Source organism: Xanthomonas sp. NCPPB 3959, from assembly GCF_056675575.1.
In genome coordinates this window covers 626,714-646,870 of the sequence record NZ_JBWWVR010000001.1, presented here as the reverse complement: position 1 = coordinate 646,870, position 20,157 = coordinate 626,714, and the positions used below count along the sequence as shown (strand labels likewise).

Annotated in this window: 19 protein-coding genes; 8 read left to right on the top strand and 11 right to left on the bottom strand. The window is 64.0% G+C overall.

The window, feature by feature from the left end:
- Positions 1-142: 142 nt before the first annotated feature.
- A complete protein-coding gene (phbB, locus tag AC1KVG_RS02590; protein ID WP_481093390.1) occupies positions 143-883 on the bottom strand; it encodes an acetoacetyl-CoA reductase in 741 nt (246 codons plus the stop codon).
- A gap of 118 nt (positions 884-1,001) precedes the next feature.
- On the bottom strand, positions 1,002-1,868 hold the full coding sequence (gene gluQRS / locus AC1KVG_RS02585; RefSeq protein WP_481093389.1) for a tRNA glutamyl-Q(34) synthetase GluQRS: 867 nt from the start codon (positions 1,866-1,868) through the stop codon (positions 1,002-1,004).
- A gap of 98 nt (positions 1,869-1,966) precedes the next feature.
- On the opposite strand from gluQRS, the gene htpX reads away from it, so the two are divergent.
- Positions 1,967-2,845 (top strand): protease HtpX, encoded by an 879-nt coding sequence (htpX, locus tag AC1KVG_RS02580; RefSeq protein ID WP_481093388.1) that lies wholly within the window; start codon positions 1,967-1,969, stop codon positions 2,843-2,845.
- Between the two features lie 408 nt (positions 2,846-3,253).
- On the opposite strand, the gene AC1KVG_RS02575 is transcribed toward htpX, so the two are convergent.
- The 4 genes from AC1KVG_RS02575 to AC1KVG_RS02560 all read right to left on the bottom strand — a co-directional run bounded on the left by AC1KVG_RS02575 (position 3,254) and on the right by AC1KVG_RS02560 (position 7,709).
- Complete coding sequence (locus AC1KVG_RS02575; RefSeq protein WP_074057331.1) at positions 3,254-5,323, bottom strand: GGDEF/EAL domain-containing response regulator; 2,070 nt, start codon at positions 5,321-5,323, stop codon at positions 3,254-3,256.
- Positions 5,324-5,440: 117 nt separating this feature from the next.
- Complete coding sequence (locus AC1KVG_RS02570) at positions 5,441-6,622, bottom strand: BaiN/RdsA family NAD(P)/FAD-dependent oxidoreductase (RefSeq protein ID WP_023904224.1); 1,182 nt, start codon at positions 6,620-6,622, stop codon at positions 5,441-5,443.
- Positions 6,619-7,167: a YaeQ family protein gene (locus AC1KVG_RS02565; protein WP_168957367.1), complete on the bottom strand. Its 549-nt coding sequence runs from the start codon at positions 7,165-7,167 to the stop codon at positions 6,619-6,621. The genes AC1KVG_RS02570 and AC1KVG_RS02565 overlap by 4 nt, the downstream gene beginning before the upstream one ends.
- A 62-nt stretch (positions 7,168-7,229) precedes the next feature.
- Complete coding sequence (locus AC1KVG_RS02560; protein WP_023904222.1) at positions 7,230-7,709, bottom strand: YaiI/YqxD family protein; 480 nt, start codon at positions 7,707-7,709, stop codon at positions 7,230-7,232.
- A 268-nt stretch (positions 7,710-7,977) separates the two neighbouring features.
- Here AC1KVG_RS02560 and AC1KVG_RS02555 point away from each other — a divergent pair, with 268 nt between their 5' ends.
- The gene (locus AC1KVG_RS02555; RefSeq protein WP_205394530.1) at positions 7,978-8,187 is read left to right on the top strand and encodes a cold-shock protein; all 210 of its coding nucleotides are present in this window, start codon (positions 7,978-7,980) and stop codon (positions 8,185-8,187) included.
- A 180-nt stretch (positions 8,188-8,367) separates the two neighbouring features.
- Positions 8,368-9,066, top strand: a complete 699-nt coding sequence (locus AC1KVG_RS02550; protein ID WP_481093387.1) for a glutathione S-transferase — start codon at positions 8,368-8,370, stop codon at positions 9,064-9,066.
- Between the two features lie 139 nt (positions 9,067-9,205).
- Here the strand turns inward: AC1KVG_RS02550 and AC1KVG_RS02545 are convergent, their stop codons facing one another.
- Entirely contained in the window at positions 9,206-10,072 is an 867-nt protein-coding gene (locus tag AC1KVG_RS02545) for an alpha/beta hydrolase (RefSeq protein WP_481093386.1), read from the bottom strand.
- A gap of 173 nt (positions 10,073-10,245) precedes the next feature.
- Between AC1KVG_RS02545 and AC1KVG_RS02540 the strand changes: the two genes are divergently transcribed.
- A complete protein-coding gene (locus tag AC1KVG_RS02540; protein ID WP_481093385.1) occupies positions 10,246-11,802 on the top strand; it encodes a protein adenylyltransferase SelO in 1,557 nt (518 codons plus the stop codon).
- A gap of 94 nt (positions 11,803-11,896) precedes the next feature.
- Entirely contained in the window at positions 11,897-12,457 is a 561-nt protein-coding gene (locus AC1KVG_RS02535) for an adenine phosphoribosyltransferase (RefSeq protein WP_104550041.1), read from the top strand.
- A gap of 129 nt (positions 12,458-12,586) precedes the next feature.
- Here the strand turns inward: AC1KVG_RS02535 and dbpA are convergent, their stop codons facing one another.
- On the bottom strand, positions 12,587-13,963 hold the full coding sequence (gene dbpA / locus AC1KVG_RS02530; protein ID WP_006452773.1) for an ATP-dependent RNA helicase DbpA: 1,377 nt from the start codon (positions 13,961-13,963) through the stop codon (positions 12,587-12,589).
- A 110-nt stretch (positions 13,964-14,073) separates the two neighbouring features.
- Between dbpA and AC1KVG_RS02525 the strand changes: the two genes are divergently transcribed.
- Entirely contained in the window at positions 14,074-15,969 is a 1,896-nt protein-coding gene (locus tag AC1KVG_RS02525) for an ATP-binding cassette domain-containing protein (protein ID WP_115040179.1), read from the top strand.
- A 519-nt stretch (positions 15,970-16,488) separates the two neighbouring features.
- Here AC1KVG_RS02525 and AC1KVG_RS02520 read toward each other — a convergent pair.
- Together AC1KVG_RS02520 and AC1KVG_RS02515 are read right to left on the bottom strand one after the other, a co-directional pair.
- Positions 16,489-16,914: a barstar family protein gene (locus AC1KVG_RS02520; RefSeq protein ID WP_115040177.1), complete on the bottom strand. Its 426-nt coding sequence runs from the start codon at positions 16,912-16,914 to the stop codon at positions 16,489-16,491.
- Complete coding sequence (locus tag AC1KVG_RS02515) at positions 16,911-17,360, bottom strand: guanyl-specific ribonuclease (RefSeq protein ID WP_115040176.1); 450 nt, start codon at positions 17,358-17,360, stop codon at positions 16,911-16,913. Before AC1KVG_RS02515 ends, AC1KVG_RS02520 begins: the two co-directional genes overlap by 4 nt.
- A 265-nt stretch (positions 17,361-17,625) precedes the next feature.
- Between AC1KVG_RS02515 and AC1KVG_RS02510 the strand changes: the two genes are divergently transcribed.
- Positions 17,626-18,237: a superoxide dismutase gene (locus AC1KVG_RS02510; protein WP_016904847.1), complete on the top strand. Its 612-nt coding sequence runs from the start codon at positions 17,626-17,628 to the stop codon at positions 18,235-18,237.
- A 159-nt stretch (positions 18,238-18,396) separates the two neighbouring features.
- Here the strand turns inward: AC1KVG_RS02510 and AC1KVG_RS02505 are convergent, their stop codons facing one another.
- Positions 18,397-19,230, bottom strand: coding sequence for an inositol monophosphatase family protein (locus tag AC1KVG_RS02505; RefSeq protein ID WP_006450337.1), 834 nt, complete (start codon positions 19,228-19,230; stop codon positions 18,397-18,399).
- A gap of 117 nt (positions 19,231-19,347) precedes the next feature.
- Between AC1KVG_RS02505 and AC1KVG_RS02500 the strand changes: the two genes are divergently transcribed.
- Entirely contained in the window at positions 19,348-20,115 is a 768-nt protein-coding gene (locus AC1KVG_RS02500; protein ID WP_006450336.1) for an RNA methyltransferase, read from the top strand.
- Positions 20,116-20,157 lie beyond the last annotated feature (42 nt).

Sequence of the window (20,157 nt, the reverse complement as noted above, 5' to 3'; positions counted from 1 at the left end):
ACGATAGTGCGCGCAGGATGGCGCACCGCAACAGCGCTTGCAACAGCAAAAGGCCTTATTTTCTTAAGCAGACACCTAAAAAATGCTGCGCAGCATGATTTCTAAGGAAATTTCATGCTGCAGCGCGAAGGTGCAGCAAACGCTACCAGCCCATGTGATGGCCGCCGTTGATATCCAGGTTGGATCCGGTGATCCAGGCGGCCTCTTCTGCGACCAGGAATGCCACCGCATAGGCGATCTCTTCCGGGCGACCCAGCCGCCCTGTGGGAATGTCGGCAACGATCTTGGCGCGCACCTCTTCCGGCACCGCCATTACCATGTCGGTGGCCACGTAGCCTGGTGAGACAGTGTTGACGGTCACCCCGAATGCCGCGTTTTCGCGCGCCAGCGAGATCGTGAAGCCGTGCATGCCGGCCTTGGCGGCGGCGTAGTTGGCCTGCCCGTACTGGCCCTTCAATCCGTTGATGGAGCTGATCTGGATCACCCGGCCCCAGCCGCGTTTGCGCATGCCCTCGATCACCGGACGGGTGACGTTGAAGACCGAATTGAGGTTGGTATTGATGACCTCATGCCACTGCTCGGCGGTCATGCGGTGGAAGGTGGTATCGCGGGTGATGCCGGCGTTGTTGACCAGTATTTCGATCGGCCCCAGTGAGGCTTCCACTTCCTCGACCAAGGCGCGCGCATGCTCGGAGGAGGCCACATCGCCGCGAAACAGGGCGAACTCGTAGCCCTGCGCCTGCATGCGCTGCTGCCATTCGCGGGCTTTTTCCTCATTGCGGAAATTGCTGGCGACCCGGTGCCCCTGGTCGGCCAGGCGTTTGCAGATGGCGGTGCCGATGCCGCCGGTGCCGCCGGTGATCAATACGACGCGAGATGTCATGACGACTCCAATCAACAGATGAGGCTGGAGGCAATCGGGGTGCTGGCAGTCGCGCCGCGCCCGGTTGCCGGTGCTGGGTCGCAATTCTAGTCACGCCGGCGCTGTGATGCGCGTTCGGTCACGTTCGGAGGGGGTGGCGGGGCAGCAGCTGGGGCGAAAAATGCTGCACGGCATGTTGCAGCAGCGTGTCGACTGCAGTATGCCGCGGCAGTGCTGCCACGTTCTGTCCTAGTGCGGCCCAGGCGGCGTGCAGGGCCGGCAGCGGGTCGGCATCGTCCAGTGCGGGTGCGTCGTGCGACTTGGACAGCTTGCGGCCGTCGCCATCCAGGATCAGCGGCAGATGCAGATAGCGCGGCTGCGGCAGGCCCAGGGCGCGCTGCAGCAGCAGCTGGCGCGGGGTGGAGTCGAGCAGGTCCGCGCCACGCACCACATCGGTGATGGCTTGCGCGGCATCGTCCACCACCACCGCCAGTTGGTAGGCCCAATACCCATCGGCGCGGCGCAGCACCACATCGCCGACCTCCGCATACACGTCCTGCACCACGTGGCCCTGCAGTGCGTCGTCGAAGCCGACCGACGCCTGTGGCGGCACCCGCAGGCGCACCGCGCGGCGGGTACCCAGCGGCGCCACACAGGCGTGGTGGATGCCGCCCATGCCGGCAAGATCGGCGCGGCTGCAGCTGCATTCAAAGGCCAGCCCGGCCTCCAGCAACGTGGTCAGAGCGGCGGCGTACTGCGCGTCGCGATCGGACTGATACATCACCGGGATGTCCGAGCTCAGCCCGAATGCCGCCAACGTGCGCAACTGGCGTTGGGTGGCGCCGGGCTCGGCACGCGGCGGGTCGATGTCTTCGATGCGCACGCACCACTCACCGCCGGCATGCCGCGCGAGTAGCCAGCTGCCGAAGGCCGCCAGCAGGGAGCCGAAGTGCAGGGGGCCGGTGGGGGAGGGCGCAAAGCGGCCGCGGTAGCTGGGTGATGACATGGGCAGCTGAATCGTCGGTCAGATGCTTGCTTGATTTCAAGCGCTGGCGGCCGCAAATCCGCAGCAGTTCATTCCCGCATGTGTGGAGTCATCGCGCCATGTTCAACCGCATTTTCCTGTTTCTGCTGACAAATTTTGCGGTACTGATGCTGGCCGGCATCGTGATGTCGGTGCTGGGCGTCAATCCCGCGCAGATGAGCGGCTTGCTGGTGATGGCGGCCGTGTTCGGCTTTGGTGGGTCGCTCGTGTCCTTGCTGCTGTCCAAGTTCATGGCCAAGCGCAGCACCGGCGCCCATGTCATCACCGAGCCGCGCACGCCGACCGAGCGCTGGCTGCTGGAGACCGTGCGTCGCCAGGCGCAGGCGGCCGGCATCGGCATGCCGGAGGTGGCGGTCTACGACGGCCCGGAGATCAACGCCTTCGCCACTGGCGCCAATCGCAACAATGCCTTGGTGGCGGTGTCCACCGGCTTGCTGCAGAACATGAGCCAGGACGAGGCCGAAGCGGTGTTGGGCCATGAAATCGCGCACGTCGCCAACGGCGACATGGTGACCATGGCGCTGCTGCAAGGCGTGCTCAATACCTTCGTGATCGTGCTGGCGCGTGTGGTCGGCGGTGTTATCGACGGCGCCATCTCCAGCAATCGTGAAGGTGGCCGCGGTTTTGCGTATTACATCATCGTGTTCGCGCTGGAGATGGTATTCGGCTTGTTCGCGACCATGATCGCAATGTGGTTCTCGCGTCGCCGCGAGTTTCGCGCCGATGCCGGTGGTGCGCAGCTGGCAGGGCGCAGCAAGATGATCGCCGCGCTGGAGCGTTTGTCGCTCAATCACGGCCAGAACACCTTGCCGTCGCAGGTGCAGGCGTTCGGCATCTCCGGCGGTGTGGGCGACGGCCTGCGTCGTCTGTTCCTGAGCCATCCGCCGTTGACCGAACGCATCGCTGCGCTGCGTGCCGCGAACGGTGCTGCGCGATAACGCGGCACTGCTGTCGATTGTCTTGAAGTGGCTGGTCAGCGCGGATAGATCGGTTGTAGAGCGGCTGATCTGTTGATTGGCTGCAGGGCCCTTGCCTGCCCACCATCGCGGGACACGCTGCAAGTACGTCCTTGTAAGCTCTTACGCGGCATCCATGCCGCGTAAGGTCCCGCGACGGTGGGCGGGCAAGGACCAGTCGAGATGGTCGGTGTGCATGGCTTTGAGTAAAGCAGTCAGCAAACCTTCTGGTGCGGTGTCCTCACCGATTGCGGGACCGTGTGGCGGCATGGATGCCGCTACCGAGCCCCCATGGACGGGTTCACGGCGTGTCCCGCGAACGGTGAGGGCACCGCGCCCTCGACTCACCTAGCTTTGATTGTTGATCTTTCGCTTGCCTCGGCAAGGCCTTCAGCCGAACTCGTAGTTCATCAACGGCCCGGTCGGTGCGACGAAGTCGCCTTGCACGTAGTCCACGCCGGCACTGAAGAAGCTGCTCATCGACTGCGCATCGGCCACGAATTCGGCCACGGTAAGAATGCCGGCCGGTTGCGCACGCGAAGTGATCTCGCGAATTTTTTCCTGACTTTCGCGGGCCGATGCGACATCTCCGGTGATGCCGCGATCCAGCTTGAGAAAAGCCGGCTGGAAGTGCGCCAGCAACTGGAACGAATCCAGGCCAGAACCGAATTGTTCCAGCCCCACCTTGCAGCCCATCGAAGACAGCGAGGCCAGAAACTGCTGGGCGTTGCGCAGATGCGTGAACACCTTCGATTCCGGCGTCTGCAACCACAGCCGCTCGCCGGGCACGCCGTACACCGCCAATTGCTCGCGGATGGTGTCGATCATCTGTGGGTCGGAGAACGAGTTCGGTCCGATCCGCACCAACAGATGTGTCTTGTGTCCGGCACGCTGCCGCTCCCCGAGCTGGCGAATCGCGCGCGCCACCACCCAGCGGTCGATTTCGGTGATCAGGTCGTGCTCTTCGGCGATGGCGATAAACGCGTTCGGCGACATGATTTCGCCATTGCGTTCCAGCCGCAGAAACGCCTGGTACAACTCCACCGGCTCGCCCTGCAGGTTGAGTACAGGCTGGTAGTGCAGCGAGAAGCCATCGCCGACCAGTGCTTCGCGCAGCTGTTCTACCCAACGTTCGATGCGTTCTTCTTCGGCGCGATCAGAGGCGGCGGGGTCATAGATGCTGACCGCATTGCCGCCGAGTTCGGCAGTGGTGCGTACCGCCTCGGTGCCGCGATTGAGCACCTGGCCGATGCTGGCGATCTTTTCGCCAATCTGCACGCCCCCGATGCTCACCGTGACCGTGGCCGAGCGCGCGCCGATGCTGAAGACATGCTGCGCAAACGCATCGCGCACCATTTCTGCCAATGCGTGGGTGCGCGCGTAGTTGCCGTCCATCAGCAACGCAAAGCTGTGCTCGCCGAAGCGCGCAGCCACCACGCTGTCATCCAGCACGCTGGCCACGTGCGCGGCCAGGGCGGCGATCAACGCGTCGGCCGAATCCAGGCCGATTTCGGGCAATAACCGCGCGTAATGGTCCGGCTCGATCAGCAGGAAGCCGGATTGGCCTTCGCTGCGACCGGCCCGTGCCACCGCCTGTTCCAGCGCGACCATGAAGGTCGGCCGGTTGAGCAGACCGGTGACCTGATCGCGTTGGCGCAGATCTTCGACCTCGCGTGCCAGTTCCGGGTCGAATTCCTCGCGGCGGCGAAACACCACCTGGATGCACGGCTCGCCTTCATACGTGGCGGTGGCAAATTCCATCGTCGCCGGAAAGGTGTCGCCTTCCAGCCGGCGCGCGTCGACCTTGTATTGCGCCGGCGGCGGTTCGCCCTTGGACAGCGACTTGAGCAATTGCTTGAAATCGTCCACGTACTGCGCGGCGATCATGTCCAGCAACGACACGCCCTCGACATCCTCGAACGACTCGAAGCCGAACATCTCCAGATACGCCTCGTTGGCACGGATATGCATGCCCTCGTGCACGTAGGCGATGGGGTCGCGCGAAGACGCGATCAGGGCATCGCACCGCCGCTCGGTTTCGCGCATCTGCGCTTCGATGCGGCGCAGTCCGCGCCGGGCCTGCAGATCGGCCCATTCCGAACGCACCAGTGCCAGCAGATGCTCGGGACGATGCCGCAGCACGAGCGCGCGAATGCCGTGCGAAGCGGCTTCGACCAACGCGTTTTCTTCGATCCGTTCGGCCAGCAGAATGATCGGAATGTCCTTGCCGCTGCTCGCGATCTGCTGCTGCAGGGCGTTCATCGGAATCTGCAGCGCCTGGCCATGCAGGGCCAGATCGATCTGGCCGGACAACATGCTGGCGAGGTCTTCAAGGGTCTGCGGCCGCGATGGACGCACTGCAATGCCGCCGTTGCGCAACGCGGTCACGATCGCCTCCGCGCTCTCGACACTGTCGTCGACGATCATCAGGCGGAGGGTGAGATCTTTACCTTTCTGCATGCGCGGCTTCCTGGAGACGGCTCTAAATACACGAAGGGGGTCGGAGGCGTCCATGTGTGTGGACAAGGCCGCATCCGGGGTGAGACTTGGTCCACGTTTCTATCACCCAGCATAGGCTTAAGCGACGCTTCCTGCGGCGTGACCGGATGCCCATGCCCACTGAAAGTTGTAGCCGCCCAACCATCCCGTCACATCCAGCACCTCACCGACGAAATACAAGCCGGCCACCAGACGCGACTCCATGGTTGCACTGGAGACTTGGTTGGTATCGACACCGCCGAGCGTTACTTCAGCGGTACGGTAGCCTTCGGTTCCGCTGGCGACCAGCGGAAATGCGCCGAGCAGGTCGGCCGCGGCCTGCAGTTGCGGCGGGTCGAGCTGACGCACCGGCTTGTCCGGCAGCCACACTTCGCACAGGCGCTGCGCAAAGCGTCGCGGCAGCACATCGGCCAGTACATTGCGCAGTTCGGTGGCGCCGCGTTGATTTTTTTGTTCGCGCAACCAGGCTGCAGCATCCTGGCCGGGCAGCAGGTCCAGGCGCAGATCATCGCCGGGCTGCCAATACGAGGAGATCTGCAGGATCGCCGGGCCACTGACCCCGCGGTGGGTAACCAGCATGAAATTGCGAAAGCTGACCCCGTTGCAGTGCGCCTCGACCGGCAAGGCCAGCCCGGACAACTCCTGCAGCCGCTGCTGATGCTTGCCACTCAGCGTTAGCGGAACCAGCCCGGCGCGTGTCGGCAGCAGCTCGTGGCCAAACTGTTTGGCCAGCGTATAGCCGAAGCCGCTGGCGCCCATGCTCGGAATCGACAGCCCGCCGGTGGCCACGATCAGCGATTGCGCCTGCACGCGTCCCTGGCTGGTTTCGATGCTGAAGCCATCACTGTCGCGCCGCACCGAGCGTACTTCGCACTCGGTACGCACCTGCACGCCAGCTGCTTCGCATTCGTCCAGCAACATGCGCACGATCTGCTTGGACGAGATGTCGCAGAACAGCTGGCCCAGTTCTTTCTCGTGATAGGCGATGCCGTGGCGCTCGACCATTTCCACGAAATCCGCCGGGCTGTAGCGGGCCAGCGCGGATTTGCAGAAGTGCCGATTGGCCGACAAAAAGTTGCCTGGCGTGGTGCCGGTATTGGTGAAGTTGCAGCGCCCGCCACCGGACATCAGGATCTTCTTGCCGACCTTGTTGGCGTGGTCGATCACCAGCACCTGGCGGCCACGTCGGCCGGCGGTGAAGGCGCTCATCAGTCCGGCCGCGCCGGCACCGATGACCAGCACGTCGTAACGCGTGCTCATTCGGCCGGGGCTTGCCGCACCATCGGGGTCAGGGTGACGTTGCCCTGATCTGCGAGCATCTGCACCTCGCCGTCCTGGATGATCACATCGAAGCGCATGCCGCGCTGGATCAGGGCACCGAGCGCCTCGGTGGCCTGCGAATCGAGCTCCAGTACGCGCAGGTTGCGTTGTCGGCCGAGCGCATTGGCCTGCTTCTTCCACCAGGTTTCGGTGGCCTGGCCGCCGTAGCCGATCACCACTGCCTCGCGCGAGCGATTGCAGGCCTTGCGCACGCGGCTTTCGTCCGGCTGGCCGAGGTCGATCCACAGATCCGGGTCGCCGGTGTAATCGCGCCGCCACAGGTCGGGCTCGTCGTCGTTGCTCAGCCCGCGGCCGAACTCCAGACGGTCGTCGGCAAACAGCGCGAACGCCAGCAGCCGCACCATCAGGCGCTCGTCGGTTTCGGAGGGGTGCTGGGCCAGGGTCAGTGAATGGTTGGCGTAATAGCCACGGTCCATGTCGCTGATCTGAAGTTCCGCCCTGCGGACGGTGGCGGTAAGAGCCATCAGGATGCCGATTGCAAAGGGCGCTCATGATACGCCGCCGCTGCAAGGCCGGCGTGCTGCCGCTAGATGCGCGGTTGCGCTGCCAGCCAGCGGTCCAGTTGCGCAGCAAATGCTTGGCGGTCGCGTGCATGCAGCGCAGGCGGCCCACCGGTGGCGACGCCGGCACCGCGCAGTTCTTCCAGAAAGCTGCGTACCGACAGGCGCTCCTTGATGGAGTTGTCGGTGAATGGCTCGCCGCGCGGGCTGATGGCGGTCGCGCCTTGCTCCAGGACACGGGCAGCCAATGGAATGTCCTGCGTGACGACAAGATCGCCGGCGGCAACCCGTTCGGCAATGGCATCATCGGCCGCGTCCGGTCCGCCCGGAACCTGGACGGCGCGCACATGCGCCAGGCGTGGCGTGGGCAGGAAATGATTGGCGACCAGGGTCACTGCCGTGCCGGTGCGCACGGCAGCTCTGAACAAGATGTCGCGGACCACGGCAGGACAGGCATCGGCATCGACCCAGATCTGCGCCTGGGTTGGCGTACTCGGCGTATTCATAAGGTGATATCGATAGGGAAGGGACCTGACATGCGGTCGGATTTGGCCCGATAGTAAAAATTTTGACGCGGGGTGTCGCTTTTTATCGGAATCGCGAGTATTGTGCACGCACTGTGTTTGCAAGGGTCACCGTGAATCGTGGCCTGATGCAGCCGGATCGTTACAGATCTCGCTTCATCGTTCCGCTTTACCAACGCCTGCAACTCAGTCTCAGCTCCGGCTTTTCGGACGCTGCGATTTATCAATCAATAGTTCAGGAGTTAGTAAAATGTCAGAACGTCTAAACGGTACTGTGAAGTGGTTCAACGATGCCAAGGGCTTCGGCTTCATCACCCCGGAAAGCGGCCCGGACCTGTTCGTGCACTTCCGTGCCATCCAGGGCACCGGCTTCAAGTCGCTGCAGGAAGGCCAGAAGGTCACCTTCGTCGCCGTGCAGGGCCAGAAGGGCATGCAGGCTGACCAGGTGCAGGCGGTCTAATCCGTCTGCAACCGTAAGGTTGCCAAAAACGCCGGTCGCGCAAGCGATCGGCGTTTTTTATTGGGCGTCGTTTGAGCAATGCGCTTGCATCGTCAGCATCGCGGCGCCTGCAGGCGCGGGTGAGCGCGGCGACGACGCATGGATGGGTAGGATGTGCGCTTTCCGCGCGCAGCCCTTCTCATGATCACTGTCCACCATCTCAATAATTCCCGTTCCCAGCGCGTGCTGTGGCTGCTGGAAGAACTGGCGCTGCCGTACCAGATCGTTCGGCATGAGCGCGACCCCAAGACCATGCTGGCACCGGCCGCATTGCGTGCTATCCATCCGCTGGGCAAATCGCCGCTGATTGTGGATGGCGATCTGACCGTGGCCGAGTCCGGCGCGATCATGGAGTATCTGACCGAACGCTACGACACCGAATGCGCGCTGTCGCCATCGCCGCGTCCGCAGGATTCGCCGGAGCGCATGCAGTTCCGCTACTGGATGCATTACGCCGAAGGCTCGGCGATGCCGCCATTGTTGATGACGCTGATCTTCGCGCGCATTCGCAGTGCGCCGATGCCGTTTTTCGTCAAGCCCATTGCGCGCGCGATTGCGGACAAGACGATGTCGGGCTTCGTCAGCCCGCAACTCAAGCTGCATCTGGACTGGATGGAGCAATCCCTGCAGGCCAGCAACTGGTTCGCCGGTGAGCGCTTTACTGCGGCCGACATTCAGATGAGCTTTCCGGTGCAGGCCGCCGCGGCGCGTGGTGGCGGATTTGAAAATTATCCGCGTTTGCGCGCGTTTCTGGAGCGGATCGAAGCGCGTCCCGCGTATCAGGCTGCGCTGAAAAAGGGCGGCCCGTTCGAGCTGATGGGGCGCAAGTCCCCAGAGTAATGCTGGCAGCGGCTTGGCGAGCCGTAATGCTGCGGCAAGCAGCGATCACTTTGCTTGCCGCCATTCGTCTGGGTTTGCGACTCCCCAATCCCGACGTCCCAATTCCGCGCGCAACCATCTGCGCGCGGACATCCAGACCTCAGGGCGTACGACACTGCCGCAGGAACTGCAACGTGTCGCGCATCACTTGCGAGTCCTTGCGGAGTGACAGCACCAAACGCATATGGCCCATTCCTGGATAAAAAATGCGGTGCGCCTGGACCCCCGCCTGTTGTTCGGCGGCAGCGAGAACCGTGCTGTTACGCGGTTCCACCACGTGGTCGGCATCGCCGTGCAGCAGCAACATCGGCGGCTCGTCCCCATCCACATGACGAATGGGTTGTGAGGCTTCCTGTTCGGCAGGTGAAGTGCCGAAGATCCGGATCAATTCAGGGTCGGTCATCGGCGAGAAGTCGTAAGGGCCTGCGAGGCCGACGAAACCGCAGAGTTGGCGCGGTTGCATGCCCTGTGCCTGCAGCCATCGTGGATCGGTGGCGAGCAGTCCGGCGATGTGCGCACCGGCGGAGTGGCCCATCACCGCCAGGCGGGCAGGGTCTCCGCCGTAGGCGCGTGCGTGCTGATGGCTCCAGGCGGTGGCCTGTGCGGCATCGCTCATGAAGCCGTCCAGTCGGACCTGCGGATACTTTCGATAGTCGGCCACCATCACCACCATGCCCTCGCGGGCCAGCGAGCGGCCGACCCAGCGATAGTTGGCGCGGGCGCCACGCTTCCAGGTGCCGCCGTAGAAAAACACCACCACCGGCGCATCGACGGCGTCGCGCGGTTGGTAGACGTCCAGCGCCAGGCCGTGCTCCGGGTCGAAGACCTCGTTGCGGTGTTCGATGACGCCAGTGCGGCTGGATGCAGCGTTGATGCCGCCGAAGAACACGCTGCTGCAGCCACTCAGGCTTAACGCGCCGAGGAGCAAAAGGGCAGGGCGAAACCAGCGGGAAGTGTGCAAGCGCATGGATAGGGTCGCTGTAATAATTGAAGAGGAATAAATCTGCGGCTGTTGTGATGTGCGAGTGCGGCTGGATGCTGCAGTTCAGCGTGTCTCGAATGGGGATACGAGGCCGGTAGCGAATAGGATGCGCGGTTCACCCATGCGAAGTTCACTCGCTCTGGCCTAGGCTTGTCGCCATGACAGATATCCAGTTCGACAACCGCCTGCGTCAGCAGTTGCCTGGTGATCCGGAAGAAGGGCCGCGTCGCCGGGATGTGGTCGCTGCCTGGTCTTCGGTGTCGCCGACGCCGGTCGCAGCGCCAGGGCTGCTGGCCTATTCTGCCGAGATGGCGCAACGACTCGGGCTGGACGAGGCCGAGCTTGCCAGTGCGCGTTTTGCCGAGGTGTTTGGCGGCAACGCGTTGTATCCGGGCATGCAGCCGTGGGCGGTCAATTACGGCGGGCACCAGTTCGGGCATTGGGCCGGTCAGTTGGGCGATGGCCGGGCCATTTCGCTGGGCGAGGCGATCGGGGTCGATGGTGGTCGCTACGAATTGCAGCTCAAGGGCGCCGGTCCCACGCCTTACTCACGCGGCGCCGATGGGCGCGCCGTGCTGCGCTCGTCGATTCGTGAATTCCTGTGTAGCGAAGCGATGCACCATCTGGGTGTGCCGACCACGCGCGCACTGAGCCTAGTCACGACCGGCGATGCAGTGGTGCGCGACATGTTTTACGACGGCCGGCCGCAGCGCGAGCCCGGCGCCATCGTATGCCGAGTGGCGCCATCGTTCATCCGCTTCGGCAATTTTGAATTGCCCAGTGCGCGCGGGGATAGCGCGCTGCTGCGGCAATGGGCAGATTTCACCATTGCACGCGATTTCCCGGAGTTGGAAGGTGCTGGCGAGAATCTGTACGCGGCCTGGTTTGCGCAGGTCTGCGAGCGCACTGCCGTGATGGTGGCGCACTGGATGCGGGTCGGTTTCGTGCATGGGGTGATGAATACTGACAACATGTCGATCCTGGGTCTGACCATCGATTACGGCCCATACGGCTGGGTCGACGACTACGACCCGAACTGGACGCCGAATACCACCGATGCGCAGGGCCGGCGTTACCGCTTCGGCACCCAGCCGCAAGTGGCGTACTGGAACCTGGGACGCCTGGCGCAGGCGCTGGCGCCGCTGTTTGCCGATGCGGCGCCGTTGCAGCAGGGGCTGGACCACTTCCGCGATACCTACCTGGCCTGCGACCGCCGCGACACCGCGGCCAAGCTGGGTCTGGCCGACTGCCGCGACGAGGATCTGCACTTGATCGATGCGCTGCGTGAATTGATGCACGCGGGCGAGATGGACATGACGCTGACATTTCGTGGCCTGATCGATTGGTCGCCGGAGCATCCCGACCCGGAGCTGCTGCGCGAAGCGTTCTACGACCAGGACAAGCGCCTTGCGCACGCCGGGCAGTTGCAGGAATGGCTGCAACGCTATGCGACACGGCTGGGTCAAGACACACTATCGCCGGACCAACGCCGCGAGCGCATGCGCCTGGCCAACCCACGCTACGTGCTGCGCAACTATCTGGCGCAGCAGGCGATCGATCTGGCAGAGCAGGGCGATCCCTCCGGCGTGCAGGAATTGCTCGAGGTCATGCGCCGGCCCTACGACGACCAACCGGGCCGCGATGCGTTTGCCGCGCGGCGGCCGGAATGGGCGCGCGACCGCGCCGGCTGTTCGATGCTGTCGTGCAGTTCCTGACGCACTCAGATGCACGTATGTCGTAAACGCGGCGTCACGGGTCTGCGCAGCCTAGAATAGGGTCGTCCCCACCGGCCTTGACGCCATCGCCACCATGACTGACTGCACCCGCTGCGCCGGCAATACTTCTTCCGGACCCAACCATTGGGCTGAACGGATCCGCGACATCGCCGACTTTCCCAAGCAGGGCATCGTCTTCAAGGACATTACCCCGCTGCTGTCGGACGGCCCGGACTTTGCCTCGGCGCTGGACGAAATGGCGCAGCCCTGGCGCACCACGCCGCTGGACGCGGTCCTGGGCATCGAAGCGCGCGGTTTCATTCTGGGCGCGGCGCTGGCGCGCGAACTGCGCACGGGTTTTGTGCCGGTGCGCAAGCCAGGCAAGCTGCCCGGACGGACGTTGGTCCAAGAATACGCGCTGGAATACGGCACCGATCGCATCGAAATGCATGAGGACGCGTTGCCGCGTGGCGCGCGCGTGTTGATCGTCGACGACGTGCTCGCCACCGGCGGCACGCTGCGCGCGGCGCTGGGGCTTGCTGCACAGCTGGAACTGGAAATCGTCGGTGCGGCGGTGCTGGTCGAGTTGCTGGCGCTGCAGGGCCGCAGCAAGTGGGCCGATGACGTGCCGTTGCTGGCCACGTTGAGCTACTGATTCATTCAGATTGCCGCTCGCGCGTCTGGCTACATGGATGCGCAAGAATGCGCATCGTAGATGGTGCGGCAGGCGCTTCAGCACCTCCGCTTGATCGTATGGCCGGCAGGGTGCCTGCCAGGCGGCTGATTACAGCTTGCTGACCCGAAACCGGCGTCCCTTGATCTTGCCCGCATGCAGATGCGCCAGTGCCTTGGCGACGTGTGCGCGGGCGATGGCGACATAGGAGCGGGTGGGGTAGATGGCGATCTTGCCGATCGCCGCGCCCGAGAGTCCGGCTTCGCCGGTCAACGCGCCGAGAATGTCGCCGGCACGCAGCTTGTCGGTCTTGCCGCCGTCGATGCGCAAGGTGGTCATGGCCGCCTGCGGCAGCTGCGCCGGGCGCGCGGTCGCCAACGGCGCACGCGACCACTTCAGCGGCTGGCCTTGTTCGGCTTCCAGCGCCTGCGCGCGGCCGGTCTCGCGTGAGGCCACCAAGCTAAGCGCCAACCCGCGTTTGCCCGCGCGTGCGGTGCGGCCAATGCGGTGGCGGTAGGTTTCGGTATCGGTGGGAAGCTCGTAATTGACCACTGCCGCCAGGTCTTCCACGTCCAGCCCGCGCGCGGCCACATCGCTTGCCACCAACACGTTGCAGCTGCGGTTGACGAAGCGCACCAGCACTTCGTCGCGGTCACGCTGTTCCATGTCGCCATGCAGGGCCAGCGCAGAGAAGCCGAATTCCTGCAGCGAACCGGCCACTTCGTCCACTTCCTTGCGGGTATTGCAGAACACCACGCTGGATTCGGGATTGAAGCGCAGCAGCAGCCCGGCGACGGCTTTCTGTCGATAGGTCGGGTCGACCTCGAAGAATTGCTGGTCGATTTCCGGCGCGTTGTCGGCGCCTTCGACGGTGATTTCGATCGGGTCCTTCAGGATCTCGCGCGCCAGCGTGCGGATGATGTCCGGGAAGGTGGCCGAAAACAGCAGGCTCTGACGGTGTTTGTCGCAGCGGCTGGCGATCTCGCGGATGGGTTCTTCGAAGCCCATGTCGAGCATGCGGTCGGCCTCGTCCAGCACCAGCGTGCGCACGCCACCCAGATGCAATGCGCGCTTGCGGGCCAGTTCCTGGATGCGTCCGGGCGTGCCGACCACCACTTGCGGGTCGTGCGCTTCCAGCGAGGCCAGTTGCGGGCCCAGCGGCATGCCGCCGGTCAGTACCACCAGTTTCATGTTCGGAATGCCGGTGGCCAGCTTGCGCAGCTGCTTGCCAACCTGATCGGCCAGCTCGCGGGTGGGGCATAGCACCAGCGCCTGCGCGCGGGTCAGCGCGGGATCTAGCTTTTGCAGCAGGCCCAGCCCGAAGGCAGCGGTCTTGCCGCTGCCGGTCGGGGCCTGGGCGATGACGTCCAGCCCCTGCAGGATCGGCGGCAGGCTTTGCGCCTGGATGGGAGTAAGGACGGTGTAGCCAAGGGCGTCGATGCCGGGGGCCAGGGCCGGCGACAGCGGCAGCGCGGAAAATTCGTTCATGGCGCATTTTAGCCGGGATTGGGCATTGGGGATTGGGGATTCGCAATCGCAACAGCGCGCGCTCGTACCAATCCCGAATCCCCAATCAACCAATCCCGTACAATTGGCCCATGCCTTTAATCACTCTGCAAAGCGTCGACTACAGCGTCGGCGGCCCCTTGTTGCTGGAAAAAACCGACCTCACGATCGAGCCGGGCGAGCGTATCGCCCTGATCGGCCGCAACGGCGCCGGCAAATCGACCTTGATGAAACTGATCGCCGGCGAACTCAAGCCCGACGACGGCGAAGTACGCGTACAACAGGGCGTGCGCATCGCGCGGCTGGAGCAGGAGGTGCCGCAGGGCACCGGCGGCAGCGTGTTCGAGGTGGTGGCCGATGGCCTGGGCGAGCTTGGCCATTGGTTGGCCGAATTCCATCAGCTCAGCCATGCCGAGGTGTTCGATGGCGATGCGTTCGGCAAGGTGCAGGCCAAGATCGATGCGGCCGACGGTTGGGCGCTGGATCAGCGCGTCACCGAGACGCTGACCAAGCTGGAACTGGATGGCGATGCGGAGTTTGCGCGCTTGTCCGGCGGCATGAAGCGTCGCGTGCTGCTGGCGCGCTCGCTGGTGTCTTCGCCCGACGTGCTGCTGCTGGACGAGCCGACCAACCATCTGGATATCGAAGCCATCGATTGGCTGGAGTCGTTCCTGAAGAACTGGAACGGCAGCGTGTTGTTCGTCACCCATGACCGGCGCTTCCTGCGCGCGTTGGCGACGCGCATCGTCGAAATCGATCGCGGCCAGGTCACCAGCTGGCCGGGCGACTGGGCCAATTACGAGCGCCGTCGCGAAGAGCGGCTCAATGCGCAGGCGCAGGAAAATGCGCGTTTCGACAAGATGCTGGCGCAGGAAGAAATCTGGATCCGGCAAGGCATCAAGGCGCGGCGGACCCGCGACGAAGGTCGTGTACGGCGTCTGGAATCGATGCGCAACGAACGTGGCCAGCGCCGCGATCTGAGCGGCAATGTACGCATGGAAGTCTCGCAGGGCGAGTCGTCCGGCAAGAAGGTGATCGAGACCAAGGAGGTCGGTTTCGCGTTCGGTGCGCGCACGATGGTCAAGGATTTTTCGACCATCATCCAGCGTGGCGACCGCATCGGTCTGATCGGCCCCAATGGCAGCGGCAAGACCACCTTGCTCAAGCTGTTGCTGGGCGATCTGCAGGCGCAGCAGGGCGAAATCCGCATCGGCACCAATCTGCAGATCGCGTATTTCGATCAGTACCGATCCACGTTGCGCGAGGACTGGAGTGCGATCGAAAACGTGGCCGAAGGCCGCGATTTCATCGAGATCAACGGTAAGCGCAAGCATGTGCATGCGTACCTGCAGGACTTCTTGTTCACCCCGGAGCGCGCACGCGCACCGATCACTCGTCTCTCCGGTGGCGAACGCAATCGCTTGTTGCTGGCGCGGCTGTTTGCGCAGCCGTCCAACCTGCTGGTGATGGACGAACCGACCAACGATCTTGACGTGGAAACGCTGGAGCTGCTGGAAGAGCTGCTCGGCGAATACACCGGCACCTTGTTGCTGGTCAGCCATGACCGCGACTTCCTCGACAACGTGGTGACCTCCACGCTGGTGATGGAAGGCGAGGGCTTGGTCGGCGATTACGTTGGTGGTTATAGCGATTCGCTGCGTCAGCGTCGCACCCCGGCGCCCAATGCAATGGCGGTTGCCAAGGCATCGGCGACGGCGGCTGCGACTACGCCAGCGGCGCCTGCTGCCGCACCGGCGGAAGCTGCGCCCAAGCGCAAGCTCAGCTACAAGGATGCGCGCGAACTGGAGCAGTTGCCGGCCTTGATCGACAGCCTGGAGCAGCAGGTCGCAGCGCTCACCAATGCGATGAACGACCCGGCCTTCTATCAGCGCGACAGCGCAGCGATGGCCGCGCATACCGCCGCGCTGGGCGATGCACAGGCGCAGCTGGATGCGGCGTTCGCGCGCTGGAGCGAGCTGGATAGTTGATTGCCGGATTGGCGCGCGACTGCGTGCCGGTCTTGTGGGGTTTTAGGCGTGGCAAACAAGCATCGCGAGCTGATAGATGACTTGTAGAGCGGCTGATCTGCGGGTTTGCTGCAGGGCCCTTGCCCGCCTACCATCGCGGGACACGCCGCAAGTACGTCCGTGTAGGCTCTTACGCGGCATCCATGCCGCGTAAGGTCCCGCGACGGTAGGCGGGCAAGGACCAGTCGAGATGGTCGGTGTGCATGCTTTTGAACAAGGCAACCTATTAACTGTCTGGTGCGGTGCCCTTACCGATTGCGGGACCGTGTGGCGGCATGGATGCCGCCACCGAGCCTACATGGACGTACTTGCGGCGTGTCCTGCAAGCGGTGAGGGCACCGCGCCCTCGACTAACCAGCCTTTGATTCGCATCTAGATTTCGCTGCCAGTCCCGACAGTGCGTCATTCGCCAACGAAGGCGGGTGCGGCCAACACGTTGCCGCCATCGCTACAGCGTTAGAGAGGGTTTGTTAGCCGCTCTCAGTCGCAAGCACTCGCAGGCGCCACAAACGCTGCAAATGTGAGTCCGCGAGCGGCCCAGGCAGTGGCGGCTTCATCGAAAATATCCAGCAAGGTGTTGCGATCGTTCGGTGCAGTGCGCGCCAGTGCGTCTGCGCCGTTGATCAACAGCGCATAGCCATGTGATGCGGGCAGCCAGGCCAGGTCGCGCAAGGCATCAGAGAGCGCGTCCCAGTTGCGACCGAAGCTGACCGGGAAGTCCAGTTGGGTGGCCAGGCGCATCAGCAACATGTGCTTGTCGCTGCAGCTGGCCAGATCCACACGCAGGATGCGCAGGCCGGCGTCGCGGGCGAGCGCGGCCATGGTGTCCAGATCGTCGGTGTTGGCTTGATAGACGCCTGATTGTTGCGGATCGGACAGGTCCAGTGCGAAGTCGCCTGCGCTCATGGCGCCTGCTCCGGCGTGGGGCCTTTGAACGATTTGAAGCTCTGGTAATGATCGTCGCTGTAGTACCACGCTTGCGGCGGCGTGCCGCCGGTGACGATGCGGCGTGCGCCGCGGTCAGGGCTGCCGGGCGTCTCCACGGTGTACTCGTGGTAGTAGCCGCGCGCGCGCTCGGGCAGGCGCTGTTCGCGATTGCCGAATACGCTGCCGTCTTGCGCATGCGGGAACGGCCCGCCGCGCTGGATCAATACGATGGTGGCCATCGCTTCGGTCGGTAGAAAACCCGGAAGACCCTGCTGCCGAGGCATCTGTTCGGGCGGCGCTGTTGCGGCGATCGGCGCGTTGAGCTGCGGCGCGAACTGCGGCTTGGGCGTCTGCATCACGCGCACGCCCCACAAGCCGGCGACGAGCAGCACGATGGCGACGATCAGCAAAGCGGGCTTGCGCATGAAGACGATCCGGAAGCGATTGTGGAGATAGCAGATCAAGTATGCCGTCGCACGACTGTGTCGACTTTGAACGCCGCGGCATGTGTACGCCCGCGTGGTTCACGCCCAAGTAACCGGGGCATGGTGCAAGGTGTGCAGCGAACACGACGCGGTGTGCGATGGGATGAAGTTTCCCTGCCAGCACTCTTGGTAAGCGCCGCCGCCGTCCCTACTATTTATCCCGCAACGCCCGGTCTTCGCCGGGCGGCAAGTCCAGGAGACACGCATGGCTTACACCCTTCCGCAGTTGCCCTACGCCTACGACGCGCTGGAACCGAATATCGATGCACAGACGATGGAGATCCATCACACCAAGCATCACCAGACCTACATCAACAACGTCAATGCGGCGCTGGAAGGGACGGAGTATGCGGACCTGCCGGTCGAAGAGTTGGTGTCCAAGCTGAAGAGCCTGCCGGAAAACCTGCAGGGCCCGGTGCGCAACAACGGTGGTGGCCACGCCAACCATTCGCTGTTCTGGACCGTGCTGTCGCCCAATGGCGGCGGCGAGCCCAAGGGCGAGGTCGCCAAGGCGATCGACAAGGACATCGGTGGTTTCGAGAAGTTCAAGGAAGCCTTCACCAAGGCCGCCGTCAGCCGCTTCGGCTCGGGCTGGGCGTGGTTGAGCGTGACCCCGGACAAGAAGCTGGTGGTCGAAAGCACCGCCAACCAGGACAGCCCGCTGTTTGAAGGCAACACCCCGATCCTGGGCCTGGACGTGTGGGAACACGCGTACTACCTGAAGTATCAGAACCGTCGCCCGGAATACATCGGCGCGTTCTATAACGCGGTGAACTGGGAAGAAGTCGAGCGCCGCTACCACGCTGCGATCGCCTGATTCTTGAGTTGACGCTGTAACGCAAGAAGGCCGGGAGCGATCCCGGCCTTCTTCGTTTGCGCAATCTGCTGTGTAGGAGCGACCTTGGTCGCGAAGAGGCGTTCCCTGGGAAAGCTTCATCGCGCGCAAGCGCGCTCCTACGATTGCCCGGAGCGCAGATCAGAACTTGGCGTCGAACTCGCGCGCGTAGCCGGTGTTGACGATGACCTTCTGCAGCGCATCGCTGATCTTGATGTTGCCGGCCACGATCTGCTGCGTTTCCGGGCCCATGTTGTCCATGCGCGGCGGGGTGGCGCCCTTGTAGTCGCAGACCCGGCCACCGGCTTCGCGTACCAGCAGCACGCCGGCGGCGATATCCCAGGCTTTGACGCCAGCTTCGAAATACGCATCGGCGCGGCCGCAGGCCACATAGGCAAGATCCAGCGCGGCAGAACCGGTGCGACGCACATCTTCGGCCTGCACCAGCAGCGCATCGACGCACTTCAGCTGCGCACTGATGCGTGCACGCTCGCGCGGCGGAAAGCCGGTGTGGACCATCGCGCCCTCCAGGTCCTTGCGTTCGGCAATGCGGATGCGGCGGTCGTTGAGCACCGCGCCGGCACCGCGGCTGGCGGTGAACAGCTCGTTGCGCAGCGGATCGAAGATCACCGCATCGGTGGGTTCGCCGTTTTCCACCAGCGCGATCGACACGCAGTAATGCGGAAAGCCGCGCAGATAGTTGCTGGTGCCATCCAACGGGTCGATGACCCAGGTGTAGCGGCCACTCTTGCCGCCCTGCACGCCGCCTTCTTCGCCGAACACGGCGTACTCGGGGTATCCGCGCTTGAGTTCCTTGATGATGACCTTCTCGGCATCGGCATCGACTTCGCTGGCGTAATCCATGCGGCCCTTCTGCACCACATTGAGCGAGTCGAGCTTGTTGATACCGCGCAACAGCACATTGCCGGCGAGGCGGGCGGCTTTGACCATGACGGTGACGGCGGGTTTCTGCATGGTTAAAGCTCCCGTGAAGGCAGAATTGAAGAATTGGCGAAGGTAAAAGAGCGGTCCGGCACGAAACCGGTCGCGCAGTTTACCATCTACGACCGAACAGCTCCCCAATCTCCGTTCATGTCCGTCAGTCAGCGCATCCGTTTTGTTCTTGTCGGTACCCAGCATCCAGGCAATATCGGCGCCGCCGCGCGCGCGATGAAGACGATGGGGATCTCGCGTCTGGTGCTGGTCGCCCCTGAGCGCGCCCTCGACGAGGACGCCTACCGGCGCTCTGCCGGTGCCGAGGACGTGCTCGGCGATGCACCGGTCTTCGCTACGCTGGGCGAGGCGGTGGCCGATTGCACGCTGGTGATCGGCTGCACCGCCCGCGCGCGCCGGGTGGCGTTGGAAGAGTTGCTGCCGGACGCCGGCGCACGCCGAGCCCTGGCCAAGGCCGGCGAGCCGGCCGAAGTGGCGATCGTGTTCGGCCGCGAGCGCACCGGGCTGACCAACGACGAGTTGCAGCTCTGCCACGCGGCCGTGCATATCCCGTCAGACCCGGCTTTCAGTTCGCTCAACCTGGCCGCCGCAGTACAGGTGCTGGCCTATGAAGTGCGGCTGGCACAGTTGGAAGCGGGCCAGGCGGAACCGGCGCCGGCAGCCACCACCGGCGCACTGCGCGAAGGCCCCGCCAGTCACGCGCAACTGGAAGGCATGTTTGCCCAGTTGGGCGAGACGCTGGACGACATCGATTTCCACAAGGGCCGCGCGCCGGAGTCGGCGATGCGCAAGCTGCGGCGGCTGTTGTTGCGCACCGAGATGAGCGAGCAGGAGGTGCGCTTGCTGCGCGGCATCCTGTCCGATGCCCAGCGCATGGCCATGCTGGCAAAGCGGGCCGGAAACTGACGTCTGTCACATCTTGAGAGATTCGGCTAGGCTGTCGGCGGC